16 protein-coding genes are annotated in these 17,627 nt (G+C 64.6%); 12 read left to right on the forward strand and 4 right to left on the reverse strand.

Annotation, left to right across the window (positions count from 1 at the left end):
- Window positions 1–41 precede the first annotated feature (41 nt).
- From H6P80_RS04035 to H6P80_RS04045, 3 genes are all read left to right on the forward strand, one after another.
- On the forward strand, window positions 42–818 hold the full coding sequence (locus H6P80_RS04035) for a class I SAM-dependent methyltransferase (protein WP_185800038.1): 777 nt from the start codon (window positions 42–44) through the stop codon (window positions 816–818).
- Window positions 819–974: 156 nt separating this feature from the next.
- On the forward strand, window positions 975–1,892 hold the full coding sequence (locus H6P80_RS04040) for an SDR family NAD(P)-dependent oxidoreductase (RefSeq protein ID WP_185800039.1): 918 nt from the start codon (window positions 975–977) through the stop codon (window positions 1,890–1,892).
- A 10-nt stretch (window positions 1,893–1,902) separates the two neighbouring features.
- Window positions 1,903–2,742 carry an SDR family NAD(P)-dependent oxidoreductase gene (locus H6P80_RS04045; protein ID WP_185800040.1) on the forward strand — a complete coding sequence of 280 codons (840 nt, stop codon included), beginning with the start codon at window positions 1,903–1,905 and terminating at the stop codon, window positions 2,740–2,742.
- Window positions 2,743–2,752: 10 nt separating this feature from the next.
- Here the strand turns inward: H6P80_RS04045 and H6P80_RS04050 are convergent, their stop codons facing one another.
- Both H6P80_RS04050 and H6P80_RS04055 read right to left on the reverse strand, forming a co-directional pair.
- Complete coding sequence (locus H6P80_RS04050; RefSeq protein WP_185800041.1) at window positions 2,753–4,759, reverse strand: amidohydrolase family protein; 2,007 nt, start codon at window positions 4,757–4,759, stop codon at window positions 2,753–2,755.
- A 72-nt stretch (window positions 4,760–4,831) separates the two neighbouring features.
- Entirely contained in the window at window positions 4,832–5,752 is a 921-nt protein-coding gene (locus H6P80_RS04055) for a TauD/TfdA dioxygenase family protein (RefSeq protein WP_185800042.1), read from the reverse strand.
- A gap of 242 nt (window positions 5,753–5,994) precedes the next feature.
- On the opposite strand from H6P80_RS04055, the gene H6P80_RS04060 reads away from it, so the two are divergent.
- Window positions 5,995–6,216, forward strand: a complete 222-nt coding sequence (locus H6P80_RS04060; protein ID WP_185800043.1) for a hypothetical protein — start codon at window positions 5,995–5,997, stop codon at window positions 6,214–6,216.
- A 17-nt stretch (window positions 6,217–6,233) separates the two neighbouring features.
- Window positions 6,234–6,434, forward strand: a complete 201-nt coding sequence (locus H6P80_RS04065; protein WP_185800044.1) for a hypothetical protein — start codon at window positions 6,234–6,236, stop codon at window positions 6,432–6,434.
- 6 nt (window positions 6,435–6,440) lie between these two features.
- On the opposite strand, the gene H6P80_RS04070 is transcribed toward H6P80_RS04065, so the two are convergent.
- On the reverse strand, window positions 6,441–8,204 hold the full coding sequence (locus H6P80_RS04070) for a DUF885 domain-containing protein (protein WP_185800045.1): 1,764 nt from the start codon (window positions 8,202–8,204) through the stop codon (window positions 6,441–6,443).
- Between the two features lie 159 nt (window positions 8,205–8,363).
- Between H6P80_RS04070 and H6P80_RS04075 the strand changes: the two genes are divergently transcribed.
- The 6 genes from H6P80_RS04075 to H6P80_RS04100 are packed head-to-tail and all read left to right on the forward strand — an operon-like array spanning window position 8,364 to window position 13,633.
- A complete protein-coding gene (locus H6P80_RS04075; RefSeq protein ID WP_185800046.1) occupies window positions 8,364–9,428 on the forward strand; it encodes a phosphotransferase family protein in 1,065 nt (354 codons plus the stop codon).
- A 54-nt stretch (window positions 9,429–9,482) separates the two neighbouring features.
- On the forward strand, window positions 9,483–10,247 hold the full coding sequence (locus H6P80_RS04080) for an SDR family oxidoreductase (RefSeq protein WP_185800047.1): 765 nt from the start codon (window positions 9,483–9,485) through the stop codon (window positions 10,245–10,247).
- A gap of 22 nt (window positions 10,248–10,269) precedes the next feature.
- Window positions 10,270–11,073 carry an SDR family NAD(P)-dependent oxidoreductase gene (locus H6P80_RS04085; RefSeq protein ID WP_185800048.1) on the forward strand — a complete coding sequence of 268 codons (804 nt, stop codon included), beginning with the start codon at window positions 10,270–10,272 and terminating at the stop codon, window positions 11,071–11,073.
- A complete protein-coding gene (locus tag H6P80_RS04090) occupies window positions 11,073–11,870 on the forward strand; it encodes an SDR family NAD(P)-dependent oxidoreductase (protein WP_185800049.1) in 798 nt (265 codons plus the stop codon). Before H6P80_RS04085 ends, H6P80_RS04090 begins: the two co-directional genes overlap by 1 nt.
- A 13-nt stretch (window positions 11,871–11,883) precedes the next feature.
- Window positions 11,884–12,840 carry an aldo/keto reductase family protein gene (locus H6P80_RS04095; RefSeq protein WP_185800050.1) on the forward strand — a complete coding sequence of 319 codons (957 nt, stop codon included), beginning with the start codon at window positions 11,884–11,886 and terminating at the stop codon, window positions 12,838–12,840.
- 7 nt (window positions 12,841–12,847) lie between these two features.
- Window positions 12,848–13,633: an acyl-CoA thioesterase gene (locus H6P80_RS04100; protein WP_235973705.1), complete on the forward strand. Its 786-nt coding sequence runs from the start codon at window positions 12,848–12,850 to the stop codon at window positions 13,631–13,633.
- On the opposite strand, the gene H6P80_RS04105 is transcribed toward H6P80_RS04100, so the two are convergent.
- Complete coding sequence (locus tag H6P80_RS04105) at window positions 13,630–15,339, reverse strand: class I adenylate-forming enzyme family protein (RefSeq protein WP_185800970.1); 1,710 nt, start codon at window positions 15,337–15,339, stop codon at window positions 13,630–13,632. The two genes, H6P80_RS04100 and H6P80_RS04105, sit on opposite strands and share 4 nt — an antisense overlap.
- Before the next feature lie 233 nt (window positions 15,340–15,572).
- Between H6P80_RS04105 and H6P80_RS04110 the strand changes: the two genes are divergently transcribed.
- On the forward strand, window positions 15,573–17,624 hold the full coding sequence (locus H6P80_RS04110; protein ID WP_185800051.1) for a 3-hydroxyacyl-CoA dehydrogenase NAD-binding domain-containing protein: 2,052 nt from the start codon (window positions 15,573–15,575) through the stop codon (window positions 17,622–17,624).
- Window positions 17,625–17,627: the final 3 nt, after the last annotated feature.

Genomic DNA, 17,627 nt, shown 5'->3' on the forward strand with positions numbered 1-17,627 from the left:
TTAATTGGCGGTGTTGGGTCGAATTCCAGGAGGATTGATTTATGACCCGTTCCCACGAAACCCTGGTCGACGACCAGTTCGGCGCGCAGGCAAGCGCCTATGTGCAAAGCGCCGTCCATGCCGAAGGCGAAGATCTCGAGGCGCTGGCGGCGATTGCCGCGCGCGAGAAGCCGGACCGAGCCTGCGACGCCGGATCGGGGGGCGGCCATGTCGCCTATCGGCTCGCCGCCCATGCCGGCGCCGTGACCGCCGTCGATCTTTCCGCGGCGATGACGGACGCGGTGACGGCCGCGGCGCGGGAGAAAGGCCTGACGAACATCGAGACCTGCGTGGCGCCCGTCGAATCCATGCCCTTTGCGGACGGCACATTCGATTTCCTCGGCTGCCGCTTTTCCGCGCATCATTGGCGCGACTTCGAGGCCGGGCTGCGCGAGGCGAGGCGTGTCCTGAAGCCCGGTGCCACCGCGATCTTTATCGACGTGATCGCGCCGGGGCATGCCGCGTTCGACACCCATCTCCAGACCGTCGAAACATTGCGGGATCCCTCGCACGTCCGCGACTATACGGCCTCGCAATGGATAGCGGCGCTCGATCGCGCCGGCTTCCGGGTGCGGAACACGCTGACCCGCCGGCTGCGGATGGAGTATTCGACATGGGTCGAACGCATGCGGACCGCCGAGCCGCATCGGGTGGCGATCCGTTCGCTGCAGGAACGCGCTTCCGCCGAAACGGCGGCCTATTATGCGATCGAGGCGGACGGATCGTTTACGCTCGATACGGTGCAGATCGAAGCGTCGGCGTGCCGGGCGAGGGCGTAGGAAATTTTGTGGCGTGTCCCGGCAACGCTGCGTGTGAAGTTCGTAAAGTTTGGGCCCCGTTTCGCCTGGTGGCGCGCATCCGATTGGCCTTGCCTCCATTTCCCGATATTATGCGCTGCATACAAAAGCCGGGCAGCGGCTATGGGGAGGATGAGGATGGACTATCGGGGCAAGACCGCCTTTATCACGGGCGGCGCCAATGGCGCGGGCTTCGGGCAGGCGCGCTACTTCGGGGGGCTGGGCTGCCGCATCTTCATCGCCGATATTCGCGGCGACGCGCTGGCACAGGCGCTGGAGGCGCTACGCGGCGAGGGCATCGAGGCCGAGGGCGCGCAGCTCGACCTGATGGACCGCGAAGCCTATGCGCGCGTCGCCGATACCGTGGAGGAGACCTATGGCGGCCCGCCTGAATTGCTCTTCAACACCGCGGGCGTGTTCGCCCACGGCCCCACCGAAGCCTCCACCTATGAGGATTTCGATTGGGTGTTCGGCGTCAATCTGGGCGGCGTCGTCAACGGCATGGTCACGATGGTGCCGCGGATGATCAAGGCCGGGCGGCCGGGGCATATCGTCACCACGTCCTCGCTCGGCGGCTTTCGCGGCGGCGACGGCGCAGCGCTCTATTCGGCGGCCAAGGCGGCGGTGATCAGCCTGATGGAGGGCTATCGCGGCGCGCTCGAAAAATACGATATCGGCGTCTCGGTGCTCTGCCCGGCCAATATCAATTCCAATATCGCGCTTTCCAGCGATACCCGGCCCGCGCACCTGAAGCGCTCCGGCTATGTCGTCAACGAGGACAGCAAACAGGCGCTGAAGGATATCTACCAGCACGGGATGGACCCGATGGAGCTCGCCGAAAATGTCCGCAAGGGCATCGATGCAAACGCGCTCTACATCATCCCCTACCCGGAAGCGAAAGAGGGGATCGCCGCGCATTTCGCGGAGATCGTCGAGGCCTTCCCGCCGCTGGAATCGGACCCCGAAGGCGCGAAGAAACGCACCGAGGCGCTGATCGAATGGGCGGGCAAGCGCCGCGACATCTTCACCGCCAAGAGCAAGGATGCGCCGGTATGAGGAGGACAGCATGACGATCGACAGCTTCGAGGGCAAAATCGCCTTCATCACCGGCGGCGCATCGGGCATCGGGCTCGGCATCGCCAAGGCGCTGGTCGGGCGCGGCGCCTTCGCGATCCTCGCGGATATGCGGCAGGACCATCTCGACGAGGCTGTGGCCGCGTTCGCGGCGGCGGGGCAGGGCGAGCGCGTCGAGCCGCTATTGCTCGACGTGACCGACCGCGCGGGCTTCGAGGCGGCGGCGCAGGATATCGACGCGCGGCACTGCGGCATCGACATCCTCGTCAACAATGCCGGGGTCGGCACCGAAGGGCCGCTGCGCCAGGCGACCTATGCCGATTGGGATTTCGGGCTCGGCGTGAATATCGGCGGCGTCGTCAACGGTATCGTCACCTTCATGCCGCGGATGATCGCCCGGGCGAAGGAGCGCGGCGGCGGGCATATCGTCAACACGGCCTCGCTGGCCGGGACGGTGCAGATGCCCGGCACGCTCGGCATCTATGCGACGAGCAAGGGCGCGGTGATCTCGCTCTCCGAAGCGCTGCGCAACGAGCTGGAGCCGGACGGGATCGGCGTGACCGCGCTGCTGCCCGGCTTCGTCAAGTCGAACATCCATGAGGCGAAGCTCAACCGGCCCGCGCATCTGCGCGAAGGCAGCGGCTATGCGGAGTCCGAAGAGGCGCTGTCCGAACGCGTGCTCGGCGACGACTGGATGGAGCCCGAGGAAGCCGGCGAGATGGTGGCCAAGGGCATTCTTGAAAACGCGCCCTTCGTGGTTACGCACGGCATCTTCCGCGATGCCATGCAGGCGAAGTTCGACGCGGTGATGGAGGCGACGCCCCCGGCCTGATCGGTACCGTCTAGTCCGCTGGCGTTACCGCCGGCGCCTCGGCGAAGGGCCGGATGCCGAAATGCGGGTAGATCTCGCTCGGGAAATAGGCGGTGCCGTTGGCGACGACCATCGAGATCGCCCGGATCGCGCCGAGATCGGCCGTGGGGTCACCGGGGATCAGGAAGAAATCGGCATATTTGCCATGCGCGATCGAGCCGAGATCCTCGTCCTGCCCCAGATATTCCGCCATGCCGAGGGTCGCGATCCGCAGCACTTCGGCGGGCGAATAGCCGATCTCCTCGAACAGCTCGAGTTCGCGGTGATAGGCGAAGGAGCCGCCCATATCGGTGCCGGGGACGAGGCGGATGCCGCGCTCGCGCATCATCCGCAGGGTCGCGATGATCTGTGCGTACGCGCCGCGATATTTCTCGTCCTGTCCGGGGGCGGAGACGTCCGACCAGGCTTGGCGCAGGCTGCGCTGCTCGCCGACCGGCATGTGATCGAAGACGGCGGCGAAGCTCGGCGAAATCTCGCCATTGCGGCCGAGCAGCAGCGATTCGTGGATGGTGACGGTAGGATCGAGCGCGATGTCGTTATCCGCCATCAGGCCGATCGTGTGCTGGACGGGTTCGCTGGCGAGATCGAGCTCGGGCAGCCGGTCGAGCGCCGTCAGCCGAAGGAGCGTGCGCGTATCCTCTCCCTCTTCGAGGATCCAGCCGAGCACGATCTGATTAATATGCGTGAGCTCGTCGAACCCGGCCGCGATCATTGCGTCCGCGTTGGAAAAGGCCGGGACATGGCCGGTGACCCGCATGCCGAGCCGGTGCGCCTCGGCAGCCAGAGCCGGAGCCCATTCCGGCGTCATCGAATTGTAGAGCTTGACCTGGTAGAAGCCGCGCGCGCCGTACCAGCGGACCATGTCGAGGGCCTGTTCCTCGGTCTCGACCAGTTCGCCGGTCTGTGAGCTGAACTCGCTCAGCCCCTCGATAAAGCCGCTGCGGGTGACGCGCGGGCCGGCGATGGTGCCCGCCTCGATGCGTTCGATCAGGCCGTCGAGCACGTCATTCTCGTTGCCCATGTCGCGGGCCGAGGTGATGCCGGCGGCGATGTTGAGCAGCGCGTCGTCTTGCGAGAGATGCGCGTGCATCTCGTACATGCCGGGCACAAGGGTGCCGCCGGCGCCGTCGATGATCGTCTCGCCCTCGGTTGCCGGTTCGTCATTGGGCTGCACGCCGGCGATGCGCTCGCCGTTCCACACGACCGCGAAGGGCCCTTCGCGCTCCAGCGTTGCGGGGTTGAAGACATGGACGTTGCGGATGCGCACCGGGCCATCGAAATTGTGCGCGGCTTCGGATTGGATCGAGACGAAACGCTCGGTCGAAAGCTGCTGCGCATAGGCGCGCAGATCCGCGTCTGCCGCTTCATAGCCTGAACGGATGACGGCGAAGCGGGAGGACGCCACCGCGAACAAAATGCCCTGCTCGTCGAGCAGCACATAGCTTGGATTGAGCTCGATCCCGCCAATCTCGTATGTCGTCGCGGTGACCGGCCCGCCTGGCCCTTCGAAGGTCTGGGTGCGGCGTGCGGTCAAGGTGGCGCCGCCGCCCGGCAGCACGTCGATGCTGTGATCCTCGTCGGCAAGCAATGCGCGGGCTAGCAGCGCCAGCGCCCAGGGGCTGCTATTCTGCGGGACGTAGAAATGCGAGATCGCGGCCTCGCCCGTGCCGGTCGAATCGCGCCATTGTGCGCCGTCGCCGGTCCGCGCGAAGCTTTCTTCGATCTGGTTGCCGAAGGTTGCCGCGCCCGCGATCTCCCAGGCCGTCGGGTAGCCATTCTCGTCGAGCGCGACGGTCTCGGCGATGGTCGGCCCGCGGCCGTTATTCTTGTAATCGTAATCGATCACGACGCGTCCGGGCTCGGCATCCACGTTGAGATGGCCGACATCGTTGCCACCGGAAAGCACACGATATTCGCGCATTTCGGCGCCGGCGGGAGCGGCGATGACGAGGGCGGCGAGAAGGAGCGGTCTGAGCATGTGCATGGGTCCTGTTGCGACGGGCAGGGCCATGGCTTGCCTCATCTGCCGGGCCTTCGCAACTCCATGCGGCTAGGCGGGTTTCTCCCCGGCGATCGTCGTGCGGTACAGCTCCCGGCGGAAGCCGTCATAATCGTTGAACGCCTGATGGATGCACAGGCGGTTGTCCCACATCGCCAGCATGTCGGGTTCCCAGCGCAACCGGCAGGTAAAGGCCGGCTGGGTCAGATGGCGTCCCAGGAAATCGAGGATCGGCTGGGCTTCGTCCTCGCTCAGCCCTTCGAAGCCGATCGCGTAGGAGGGATCGAAATAGAGCGCCTTCTCGCCGCTCACCGGATGGGTGCGGACGAGCGGATGGCATGTGCCTTCGATCTTTCGCGCGACATCTTCGGGGATATCGGCGCCCTTCAGCGCGGAGAGCCGCCCGACCGGGCCGTCATCGGCCTTGGCATGGGCCTGCGCGGAGACGAACACGTTGCGCATCGACATATGGACGCGCAGCGGCTCAAGCAGCGCCTTCATCGTATCGCTGAGCATCTTGTAGGCGAGGGCGGAATTCGCCCACATCGTGTCGCCGCCATAGGGCGGAATCTCGATGCTGCGCAGGCAGGTGATCGCCGGCGGTTCGGGCATGAAGGGCGAATCGGTATGCCAGCCCGATCCGAAGATATGGCCGGTTACCGCATCGGCTTCCTTGATCAGCGGATGGACGTCGCGATGGCCGGGCACGCCCTGGGTATAGGCATCCTCGGCGAACGCGCCGAAGCGCGCGCTGAAGGCTTCATGCTCGCCATGGCTGATCTTCTGGCCGCGGAAGAAGATCATCTTGTGGCGGAACAGCGCGTCGCGCACTTCCTCGAAGGCGGCGTCGGACAGGTTCGCAAGCTCGGCGCCCGCGATCTCCGCGCCCATGGCGGCGGCAAGGGGCTTTGCTTCGATATGCGCATAGTCGCGCGCCGAATTGTCGAACTGGCCGTAGGGATGGACGATCATGGCATTCTCTCCTGGGGCCGCATCCTAGGCGCAATAATGATGATTAATCAATATTGTTGGTTGCGCGCGCGCAGATATGTCCCGAGCCGGGTCTTACCCGGTTCGCGCAGCCGCTGTCGACCGACAGGCCCCGGCTTGGCGGGCCGCCACGCGCCGCTACGTTTTTTTGCGAAACGGTGACGGGCGTCACTCCATGGCTGGCGGGTCCGGGCTAGTCCGGCCTCACCAGCAGGGAGGAAATGATGACCGACAAGTCCATCCATCTCGACGACCGCGAACTCGAAGCGGTTGCCGGCGGCGCTTCGCGCGGCGATAATCAGGCCGCGGCGTATCAGCCGCACTATCAGGGCGGCGTGCACGTCGCTGCGGGCGATATCAACGGCGATGCGCCGCCTGCCAAGATTGTATTTAGCGACCTGATCGTTTCCAGCTATCAGGTCGGCGGTAGCCACGGCGACAGCTAGTCGAAGGAGACATGCACATGACCGAACGCAAGAAAACCGCGGAGCTGGACGATCGCGATCTCGATGCCGTCCAGGGCGGCGCCGATGCGCAGTATAACCCCGAAACCGTCAGCCGCTCGCTTTCGGCCGGCCAAACGTCCAGCGAGAGCGAAGAAGCGCATCACACGATCAAGCTCACCAACGCGACGGTCTCGAGCATCAAAAGCACGACGAAGTAAGCCGGCTCAATCGCCGGATTGCTGCTCCGCGATCCAGCGGCGCATATGGTCTTCAAGGGTGCTCAGGGGCACCGAGCCGAGCGCCAGTATCTCGTCGTGGAAGGTGCGCCGGTCGAAATTCTCGCCCAGCGCTTCCTCGGCCTCTCCGCGCATCCGCCGGATGGTGAGCTCGCCGAGCTTGTAGGCCAGCGCCTGGCCCGGCCAGCTGATATAGCGGTCGATCTCGTTCTCGATTTCGAGATCGGAGAGCGCGGTATTTTCCGAAAGATAGTCGATCGCCTGCTGGCGGCTCCAGCCATAGCGGTGCAGCCCGGTATCGATCACGAGCCGCGCGGCGCGCCACATCTCATAGGTCATCCGCCCGAAATTTTCATACGGCGTGCGATAGATACCCATCTCGATGCCGAGATATTCGGTGTAGAGTCCCCAGCCTTCGCCATAGCCGGAGAAATAGGTGTAACGGCGGAATTCGGGGCCGGCATCGCGTTCCTCGGCGAGCGCCGCCTGCATCGAATGGCCCGGCGCGCATTCGTGCAGGGTCAGCGCAGGCGCGTTGTAGAGCGGGCGGCTCGGCAGGTCGTAGGTGTTCATCAGGCAGCTTCTGAGGCCGCCCCGGCCGGACGTGTAGAAAGGCGCGATCTCGTCCGGCACCGGCAGGATGGTGAAGCGGCGGCGGGGCAGGACGCCGATCACATCGCCGATCGTCGCATCGGCGCGCTTGGCGACATAGGCCGAGAACATCAGCAGTTCCTCGGGCGTCTGTGCGTAGAATTGCGGGTCGGTGCGCAGGAACTGGATAAACTCGGCAAAGCTGCCTTCGAAACCCGTTTCCGCGATTGTCGCTTCCATATCGGCGCGGATGCGGGCGACTTCGGAAAGGCCGAGCTGGTGGATTTCTTCCGCCGTCATGTCGAGCGTCGTGAACTCGCGGATCTGCGTGTCATAATAGGCGTCGCCATCGGGCAGGTCGCTCGCCCCGGTCGTCGTCCGCGCTCCGGCAAGATATTCGTCCCGGTAGAAGGCGAGGAGCTCGGCATAGGCGGGCGCAACCGCCTCGGCGATCAGCGCGCGGGCCTCCGCCTGCATCGCTTGCCGTTCGGCAGTGGGAATCGCATCGGGCATGTCGGCGAAGGGCGCGTAAAAGGGGTTTTCGTCCGGATCGGCGTTGGTGAAAGGCTCCATCGAAGCATCGCGGCCAACCTGAGTCACGCGCGGAACGGTGAAGCCGCGGGCGAGCCCGGCGCGCATATTGGCGATATTCTCGTCGAAATAGCGGGGCAGGTCGCGCAGCCGGCCGAGATAGCGCTGGAAATCGCCGGCGCGGGTCAGCCGTCCGGGGCGCGGATTGATGCCGGACCAGAAGGAGGAGTCGCTGTTGAGCGGCATTTCATATTCGCGGTAGCGGGTGTCGTTGATCGCGATTTCGAGATTGGTACGGAAAACCGAAGCGTTGATGCGCTCGGCTTCGGACAGCTGGTCGGCGGGGATGGCGTCGAGCGCGGCGAGCGTTTCCTCCCAATGGGCGAGGCGGCGTTCGTAGTCCGCGGGCGTGACCGAAGGGAAATGGTCGCCCGACGTCAGCTGTCCGTCTTCGTCATGGGTCGTCGCCTGGTCGGCGAGGCTCCATTCCCAGTCGGCCTCGTAAAGCGCGCGCAGCCTTTCGTCGGCGGTCTGGGCGGCTTCGCTTTGTGCGAGCACGGGCGCGGCCACGGGGAGGGTGAAAGCGATCGCGGCGAGCGAGGCGGCGAAAGGAGCGAGGCGCAGGGTCATGGCATACCGATCCGTAAGCTGGGGAGAGATCGCCAAGGCATAACCGGGCGCGAACAAAAGTCCATGGTCTGGCCGGCGCCACTCGACTCAACTCCGCCGCCGCGTTACGTCTACGTAAAGCGATAAGCGCAAGCACCGGACAGGGGCACAGGATAGAGGATGGCCGACAAAGCGATCAGCGCCGAAGGCGTGGCCGAAAAGGATCGGCTGAAGGAGGACAATCTCGACGCCTGGATGCGCGAGCATGTCGAGGGCTTTGCCGGTCTTGCCGCTTACACCAAATTTTCCGGCGGCCAATCCAACCCGACCTACCGGATCGAGGACGCGGCGGGCAAAGCCTTCGTCCTGAGGCGCAAGCCTTTCGGCAAGCTGCTGCCCTCGGCCCATGCCGTCGACCGCGAATATCGCGCCATCGTCGGTCTCCACCCGACCGGCTTTCCGGTCGCGAAGCCCTATGCGCTGTGCGAGGACGATAAAGTCGTCGGTTCGGCTTTCTATATCATGGAGATGGTCGAGGGGCGGACCTTCTGGGACGGAATGCTCCCCGAATGCGATCCCGCCGAACGCACGTCGATCTACCGCTCGATGATCGGCACGCTCGCGCGGCTCCACACTCTCGATTATATCGAGATCGGCCTTGAAGGGCATGGCAAGCCCGGCAATTATTTCGAGCGCCAGATCGCGACCTGGACGAAACAATATCGTCTTGCCGAAACCGAGACGATCTACGAGGTCGAGCGGCTGATCGAATGGTTGCCCGAAACCGTGCCCGAGCAGACGCGGACCAGCGTCATCCATGGCGATTACCGGATCGACAACATGATCTATGCGCCCGACCGGCCCGAAGTCGTCGCCGTGCTCGATTGGGAACTGTCGACGATCGGCGACCCGCTGGCCGATTTCACCTATCTCGCGATGAACTGGGTGATGGAGGGCAAGGGCACGGCCTCGCTCGGCGGAGAGACGCTCGGCGGAACCGGCATCCCGACCCTGGAGGAAGCGGCCGCGCTCTATTGCGAGCTGACCGAGCGGGACGCGGTGCCCGATCTCAACTGGTATTTCTCCTACAACCTGTTCCGGCTCACCGGCATCTTGCAGGGGATCAAGAAGCGCTGGCTGGACGGGACGGCGTCCTCGCCCGAGGCCGAGGAACGCGCGAAACGCGTGCCCGAACTCGCCCAGGCCGCCTGGAAATTCGCAAAGGCCGCCGGCGCGCCCGGGTGAACCCGTGCCCGGAACGATGAAGACCAGGCCGAAAAGGCGCAGGAAGAGGTTAGTATGTCCCAATTCGATCTGACCGGAAAAGTCGCGATCATTACCGGTTCCACGCGCGGGATCGGCAAGGCGATTGCCGAGGAAATGGCCGAGCATGGCGCGAAGGTCGTGATTTCGAGCCGCAAGCAGCCGATCTGCGACGAGGTCGCCGCCGCGATCAACGCGGAGCATGGCGAGGGAACGGCGATTGCCGTGCCCGCGAACATCTCTTCGAAAGAAGATCTGCAAAATCTCGTCGATCGGACGCGCGAGGCTTTCGGCAAGATCGACGTGCTGGTCTGCAATGCCGCGTCGAACCCCTATTACGGGCCGATGGAAGGGATGGCGGACGAGCAGTTCCGCAAGATCCTCGACAACAATATCGTCTCCAACCATTGGCTGATCCAGATGGTCGTGCCCGAAATGCGCGAGCGGCGCGAAGGATCGATCATCATCGTCTCGTCGATCGGCGGGCTGCGCGGCTCGGAAACGATCGGCGCCTATTGCATTTCCAAGGCCGCCGACATGCAGCTCGCGCGCAACCTCGCCCATGAATATGGGCCGGACAATGTCCGCGTGAACTGTATCGCGCCGGGGCTGATTCGCACCGATTTCGCGCGCGCGCTGTGGGAAAATCCCAAGGCAGAGGAAGCCGTCAACGCCTCGACGCCGCTCCGGCGTATCGGCGAACCGCACGAGATCGCCGGCGCCGCCGTCTATCTCGCCTCGCCCGCCTCGACCTTCATGACCGGCCAGTCGCTTGTCGTCGACGGCGGCCGGACGATCTGAACCGAATAGAGAGGATAAGCGCATGAACCGCTTCGAAGGAAAATCGATCATCGTCACGGGGGCCGGTTCGGGTATCGGCCGGGCGACCGCCAAGCGTTTCGCGGCCGAAGGCGGCAAGGTCCTCGCCGCCGACAAGATGCCGAGCGTGCACGAGACGGTCGAGGAAATCACGGCGGCGGGCGGCACGGCCATCGGCGTGGAGATGGACGCGGGCGTAGAGGCCGACGTCAGGGCGCTCGTCGAGCGCGCGGTTGCCGACCATGGCGGGCTCGATATCGTCTTCGCCAATGCCGGGATTACGGGCGGGCTTTCCGGCGGATTGTTCGACAGCGATGCCGAAAACTGGGCCGAGGTGCTGCGGGTCAACCTGATCGGGCCCTTTCTGGCGATCAAATATGGCGCGCCCGAAATCGAGAAGCGCGGCGGGGGTGCGATTGTCTGCACCGCCTCGGTCGCGGGTATCCGTTCGGGCGCGGGGCCGAGCTCCTATTCGGCGTCCAAGGCGGGCGTGATGAACCTCGTCCAGACCGCCGCGCAGCAGATGACCGGCAGCAATGTCCGCATCAACGCCGTCTGCCCCGGCATCATCGAAACCGGGATGACGAAGCCGGTATTCGATTATGCGCGCGATGCCGGGAAGCTCGAGAAAATCGGCCAGCTCAACCCGCTGAAACGCGGCGGCCAACCCGAAGAACTGGCCGGGGTCGTCACCTTCCTCGCCTCCGACGATGCCAGCTATGTGAACGGCCAGGCGATCGCGGTGGACGGCGGGCTTTCCTCCTCGCATCCCGTGACCCGGCAATTGCCGAAACAGGCGGCGCATTGATGGCACAGGATTTCTTCGACGGGAAAGTCGCGATCGTCACCGGCGGCGGGCGCGGCATCGGCGCGGCGACCGCGCAGGCCTTGGCCGCGCGCGGCGCGAAGGTCGCGATCAACTATTCCAAGAGCCGGGACGAAGCCGAGGCGCTGGCCGCGGCGATCGGCGGAAATGCGGCTGCGTTCCAGGCCGATCTGGCTTCGGGCGAGGCCGACAAGCTGGCCAAAGACGCGCTCGCCCGATGGGGCCGGATCGATTTGCTCGTGAACAATGCCGGCAAGACCAAGATGGTCAACCATGAGGATCTCGACGGGCTTTCGGCCGAGGATTTTCTCGATCTCTACCGGCTCAACGTCGCCGCCGCCTTCGAGATGGTGCGCGCTTGCGTGCCCGCGATGCGAGAGGCCGGTGGCGGCGCGATCGTCAACATCACCTCGGTCGCCGGGCATTTCGGCATCGGGTCTTCGGTCGCCTATGCCGCCACCAAGGGCGCGCTGATCACGATGACGAAATCGCTGGCCCGCGCGCTGGCGCCGGATATCCGAGTCAACGCCATCAGCCCCGGCTATGTCGGCACCGGATGGTTTCGGGATATGCTCGGCGACGAAGGCATGGTGACGCTGAACGCCAAGATCGCCGGCAGCGTGCCGTTGGCCCATGCCACCCAGGCGGAGGACGTGGCCGATGCCGTTCTTCTGCTGCTCGACAAGGGCAGCCGAATGGTGACCGGCGAAACCTTGCTGGTGGACGCCGGGGCGCATCTCGATGTCGGGTTGTCGCGGCGGCCCGGCAAGGAACTGTGAAGGCCTTGTATCTATGAAATATCGCAAGCTCGGATCGAGCGACCTTGAAGTCTCGGCAATCTCTCTGGGCACCTGGCTCACCACCGCCGGCGGGATCGAGAAGGACATAGCGATCGCCTGTGTGAACCGGGCCTTCGATCTCGGCATCAACTTCATCGATACGGCGAACGTCTATGGCCGGGGCGCATCGGAATCGGTGCTCGGCGAGGCGTTGAAAGACCGGCCGCGCGACAGCTATGTGCTGGCGACCAAGGTCTATTTCCCGATGTCGGTGGAAGACAGCGGCCTTTCGCGCGAACAGATCGCCAAGCAGATTGACGCATCGCTCGGCCGTCTGCGGACCGACCATGTCGATCTCTATCAGTGCCATCGCTATGACGAAAACACGCCGCTCGAGGAGACGATGGAGGCGCTGACCCGCGTCGTGCAACAGGGCAAGGCGCGCTATATCGGCTTTTCCGAGTGGTCGCCGCAGAATATTCGCGATGCCCTGGCGATGGTACCGGAGATGGAAAAATTCGTTTCCAGCCAGCCGCAATATTCGCTGCTCTGGCGGCGGCCTGAAAAGGAAGTCATCCCGCTCTGCGCCGAAAACGGGATTTCGCAGATCGTCTGGTCGCCGCTCGCCCAGGGCATGTTGACCGGAAAATACAGTGCGGACGCCCCGCCCCCGGCTGACAGCCGCGCCGCGAGCGACGAGATGGGCGGCTTCATGGACAGGCTCATGCGGCCCGAGGTGATCGCGGCGGTCGACCGGATGAAGCCGCTCGCCCAAGAGGCCGGCTGCACGATGGCGCAGTTCGCGCTCGCCTGGGTGCTGCGCGAGCCCAATATCGCGTCGGCGATTGTCGGCGCGAGCCGGCCCGAGCAGCTTGACGACAACGCGGCTGCGGCCGAACTCGCGATCGCGCCCGCCCTTTTCGAACAGGCCGAAGCGATTGCGACGGCGATCCCGCGGCCGCAGAATTGAAACAACGATGAACTTTCCCGAGCTCCTCGCCGCGATGCGCGAGACCGAAACCGGCCTTGACGGCCATGTCCCGCAGGAATGGCTGCAGGGGCGCACGGCCTATGGAGGCCTCAGCGCCGCGGTCGCGCTGCATGCGGCCCAGCAAAAACTCGAGACATTGCCGCCGCTCCGGTCTGCGCAGGTCGCCTTTGTCGGGCCTATCGCCGGCGATATCCGCGTCGAACCCGTGCCGCTCCGGATCGGGCGCACCGCGAGCTTCGTCCAGAGCGACATTCATTTCGACAAGGATGGCGACTGGACCCTGGGGCTGAAAACGCTGTTCGTCTGCATGGACGAGCGGGAATCGGCGATCGACCACGTCCAGGCCGATTATCCGCCGGTGCCGCCGCCCGATATCGGCAAGGCGACGACGCGCGCGACGTCCCTGTCTTTCCTCCAGCATTTCGAATTCGCCGATGTGAAGGATGTCGAGGGGCAGGGGCCGGCCGACTATCTGCGCTGGATCCGCTTGCGGGATCGCGCGGATATCGACCCGATGGTCGAGTTGATGCTGATCGCCGACGCGCTGCCGCCTGCCGCCATGCGGCTAGTCGACGGCTTCGGCCCGATCAGCTCGATCACCTGGCAGGTCAATATCCTCACCACGACGCCCCAAACCGACGACGGCTGGTGGTTGCTGCGGTCGCGCTCGGATTATGCGCGGCATGGCGCGTCGAGCCAGGTGATGAGCGTCTGGAATACGCGCGGCGAGCAGATCGTGACCGGCATGCAAGGCGTGGCGCTCTTCCTCTAGGCGGCCGTTTCGGCTTCGGCGAAGAACAGGTCGGCCAGGTCCTTTTTCATGATCTTGCCATTGGCGTTGCGCGGCAGGGTGTCGTCGACGAACACGATCCTTACCGGCGTCTTGAACTTGGCCAGCCGCTCGGAAACCCAGCTCTTCAGTTCCTCCTCGCTCGCCGTCTTGCCGGGGGCGAGATGGACGACCGCCGCCGGTTCTTCGCCCAAAGTCTTGTGCGGCAGACCGATCAGCGCGGCATCGGTGACGGCGGGGTGGTCGTAGAGGACGTTTTCGACTTCGCTGGAATAGATATTCTCGCCGCCCCGGATGATCATGTCCTTGGCGCGGTCGCAAATATAGCAAAAGCCTTCCTCGTCGAGCCGGGCAAGGTCGCCGGTGCGGATCCAGCCGTCGATAAAGCTCTCGGCATTGGCTTCGGGCTTGTTCCAATAGCCGCGCACGACCATCGCGCCGAACGCCCATAATTCGCCGATCTCGCCGGTCGGCAGTTCGCGCGTGCCGTCTTCCGACATGATCTTGAGCTTGGCGACCGGCACGGGCGGGCCGCAGCTGTCGGCGCGATGGAGATAGTCTTCGGCGGTATGGCCGGTGACGGTGCCCGATGTTTCGGTCATCCCCCAGCCGCTGCCGGGCGAGGCGCCGAATTCGCTCTTGATCTTGCGGACCAGTTCGGGCGCCGCCGGCGCGCCGCCATAGGTTATGCTCTCCAGGCTCGAGAGATCATATTTGGCGCGATCGGGATGTTCGAGGATCTGCCAGGCGATGGTCGGCACGCCGCCGGTCATGGTCACTTTCTCGCGCTCGATCAGTTCGAGCGCGCCGGTCGCGTCCCATTTGCGCATCAGCACGACCTTGGAGCCGCTGGCCATGGCCGGGCCCATGATCGCCGTGCAGCCGGTGACATGGAACATCGGGATGACGAGCAGGATGGTGAGCGGGCTTGCCGGTTCGGGCGTTTCGCCCCGGCGCAGTGCGCCCCGGGCTGTGGCATAGCCCGAGGACAGGAGGTTGGTCAGCGAGTTGCGATGGGTCGCCACCGCGCCCTTGGGATGGCCGGTCGTGCCGCTGGTATAGAGGATCGTGCCGTCGTCTTCGGGCCCGATATCGGCCGCGGGAAAATCGTCATGCGGAAGCGTGCCCCAGCCGGACGACGGCCCGATCAGCGCATCGAGCCCGATCACGCCCTTATCGAGCGGGCCCGAAGGCCGGGTAACGATGACCTGTTGGATTCCGTCTATTTCCGGGAGCAGCGGCTTGATCCGGTCATAGCGGCGGCCGTCGGCGATCAGGATCTTCGCCCCGGAATCGGTCAGGCCATATTCGAGTTCCTGGCCCGTCCACCAGGCGTTGAGTGGCACGACGATGCCGCCAAGCGAAAGCACGGCATAATAGACGACCGGCCATTCGGGGAGATTCTGCGCGGCAAGCGCCACCCGATCGCCCTTTTCGACGCCCATCTCGTGAAGCTTGTGCGCCAGCGCCGTCGCGGCCCGGTACCAGTCGCGATAGGTGATCCGTTCCTCGTCGAAAACGATAAACTCATTGTCTCCGAAAGCCTCGACGAGAGCCCGTGCGAAGGCCGGGAAGGTCGGCGGGATATTCTTCCAGACCCGGGTCATATGGCCCCGGATTTCGACATCTTCGGTTTCGAACGTCGCGCCCGGCCCGGTCAGCATCTCCTCGGCCTCGGCAAGGGTCATGGCGGGCCAATCCGGGCGATCGGGATTGAGGAAGGTCTCTGTCACGACTCGGTCTCTCCACTTCGGGCAAATGCCGGATTCGTTCGATCCGGTCTTTCTTTGCAACGCAGGCTATGGTGGTTCCGCCTCAAGCTCAAGGGCTTGGAGCAGTTGACGTAACGTCAGCCTTGCCAGCGGCCCCGGCGATGCGCGACAAGCGAAAGAAAATTCCGGAAAACAGGAGATACTCCCCCATGTCGGTCATCACCGCCGAACGTCAGGACGACGTTCTCGTCATCATATCCAACAATCCGCCCGTGAACGCGCTGGGCGCCGCCGTCCGCCAGGGCCTCAAGGCGGAAATAGAGGAAGCGCTGGGCGACGATGCGGTCAAGGCGGTCGTCATTCGTTGCGAAGGCCGCACCTTCTTCGCGGGCGCCGACATCACCGAATTCGGCAAGCCGCCGGTGGAGCCCGGCCTTGGCGAAGTGATCGATCTGATCGAGGCGAGCGACAAGCCGGTGGTCGCGGCGATCCACGGGACGGCGCTGGGCGGCGGCTGCGAAGTCGCGCTTGGCTGCCACTACCGGGTTGCCGTGCCGAGCGCGAAGATCGGCCTGCCCGAGGTGAAGCTCGGCCTGATCCCGGGTGCCGCGGGTACGCAGCGCCTGCCGCGTCTCGTCGGCGCGGAGGCCGCACTGCCGATGGTGGTCGGCGGCGATCCCGTTCCGGCGAAACATGCCGAGGCGATCGGGCTGGTCGACAAGATTGTCGGCGAAGACAGCCTGGCGGCCGACGCCATCGCCTTTGCGCGCGAACAGATCGGCAAGCCCGTGCCGCGTTCCAGCGAGGGCACGGCGAACGAGGACGGTGTGAAGAATCCGGCGATCTTCGACGAATTCCGCGCCAAGAACGGCCGCAAGCTGCGGGGATTCGAAGCGCCAGAAGCGGGCATCCAGGCCGTGAAAGCGGCGGGCGAGATGAGTTTCGCCGATGGCGTTGCGAAGGAACGCGAGCTTTTCATGAAGCTGATGACCGGCACGCAATCGGCGGCGATGCGCCATTATTTCTTCGCCGAGCGCGCCGCCAACAAGATCGAGGGCATCGACAAGGATATCCCGCTCATTCCGATCAACAAGGTCGGCGTGATCGGCGCCGGGACGATGGGCGGCGGGATTTCGATGAATTTCCTTTCCGCCGGCATCCCGGTGACGATCCTCGAAATGGAGCAGGAAGCGCTCGACCGCGGCACCGGCACGATCCGCAAGAATTACGAGCGCACAGCCAAGCGCGGCCGGATGACCGAAGATCAGGTCGAAGCCGCGATGGGCCTGCTGACGCCGACCCTCGATTATGCCGATCTGGCCGATTGCGATCTCGTGATCGAAGCGGTGTTCGAGAATATGGACGTCAAGAAGCAGGTTTTCGGCAAGCTCGACGAGGTGGTGAAGCAGGGCGCGATCCTCGCCTCCAACACTTCCTACCTCAACGTCGACGAGATCGCGGCGGCGACGTCGCGGCCCGAATATGTGCTGGGCCTCCACTTCTTCTCGCCGGCCAACATCATGAAACTGCTGGAAGTCGTGCGCGGCGAAAAGACCGCGGACGACGTGCTGGCAACCGCGATGGCGCTCTCCAAGAAGATCCGGAAGATCGCCGTCGTCGCGGGCGTCTGCGACGGTTTCATCGGCAACCGGATGCTCTCGCCCCGACAGCAACAGGCGAATGCGCTCATCATGGAAGGCGCGAAGTATTGGGAAGTCGACGAAGTGTTGCTCGATTTCGGTTTCCCGATGGGGCCGTTCCAGATGTCCGATCTCGCCGGGCTCGATATCGGCTGGCACCGCGATCCGAGCCGGGTCGAAAGCATCCGCGACGCGCTGTGCGCGCTGGACCGGCGCGGCCAGAAAACCGGGGCGGGCTTTTACGATTATGACGAAGCCCGCAACCGCACGCCTTCGGACGAGGTGCAGACCATCATTTCGGAGTTTGCCGAAAAGCAGGGCGTCGTGCAGCGCGATATCTCGCGTGAGGAGATCAAGGAGCGGCTGCTCTATCCGATGGTCAACGAGGGTGCGCTGATCCTCGAAGAGGGTATGGCGCAGCGCGCGAGCGACATCGATGTCGTCTGGATCAACGGTTACGGTTGGCCGGTCTATACCGGCGGGCCGATGTTCTGGGCCGATACGATCGGGCTGAAGACGATTGCCGACGGGCTGGAGAAACATGCCGATCGGCTGGGTCCGGACTTTCCCTTCTCGCAGCTGCTGAAGGACAAGGCGGAAAAGGGTGAACGGTTCAACTAGGCG

Source organism: Parasphingopyxis marina (assembly GCF_014237875.1).
GTDB lineage: Bacteria > Pseudomonadota > Alphaproteobacteria > Sphingomonadales > Sphingomonadaceae > Parasphingopyxis > Parasphingopyxis marina.